General features: G+C 69.7%; 1 protein-coding gene. It reads right to left on the bottom strand.

What is annotated here, in order from left to right:
* Positions 1-568, bottom strand: a 568-nt coding sequence (locus tag AC3ET4_RS30955) for a CoA transferase (protein ID WP_431955312.1), incomplete at both ends; no start/stop codon positions are given.

The raw sequence follows: 568 nt of genomic DNA, 5'->3' as shown, positions 1-568 counted from the left end.
TGACGGCCCAGCCGGGTTGTCCGCCGCCGGAGGCGTTGCCGGAGCGGGGGACTTCGTCGGTGAAGGTCTCGTTGGGGTACTCGGCGAGCGGTCCGTGGGCCAGGCGCTGCTGGTCGCGGAGTTTGACCCGGCACAGGTTGAGGACGGCGTGCTGCATGGCGACCTGGACGCGTTGGCCGCGTCCGGTGTGGGTGCGCTGGTAGAGGGCGGCCAGGATGCCGGCGACGGCGTGGATCCCGGTGCCGGAGTCGCCGATCTGCGCGCCGGTGGCCAGCGGGGGGCCGCCCTCGAAGCCGGTGGTGGCCATCGAGCCGCCCATCGCCTGGGCGACGACCTCGTAGGCCTTGAAGCCGGTGTAGGGGCCGTCCCCGAAGCCCTTGATCGACGCGTACACGATCCGTGGGTTGATCTCCTGGATGCGTTCCCAGGTGAACCCCATCCGGTCCACCGCGCCCGGCCCGAAGTTCTCCACCATCACATCGCTGCGCGCGATGAGTTCGGTGAGGATCTCCCGGCCGCGCGGGGTCTTGGTGTTCAAGGTGATGCTCCGCTTGTTGCCGTTGAGCAT

It is taken from the genome of Actinacidiphila sp. bgisy167 (assembly GCF_057707665.1).
Note: the sequence above shows the minus strand (reverse complement) of the source record. Positions and strands in the feature narration are given on the sequence as shown.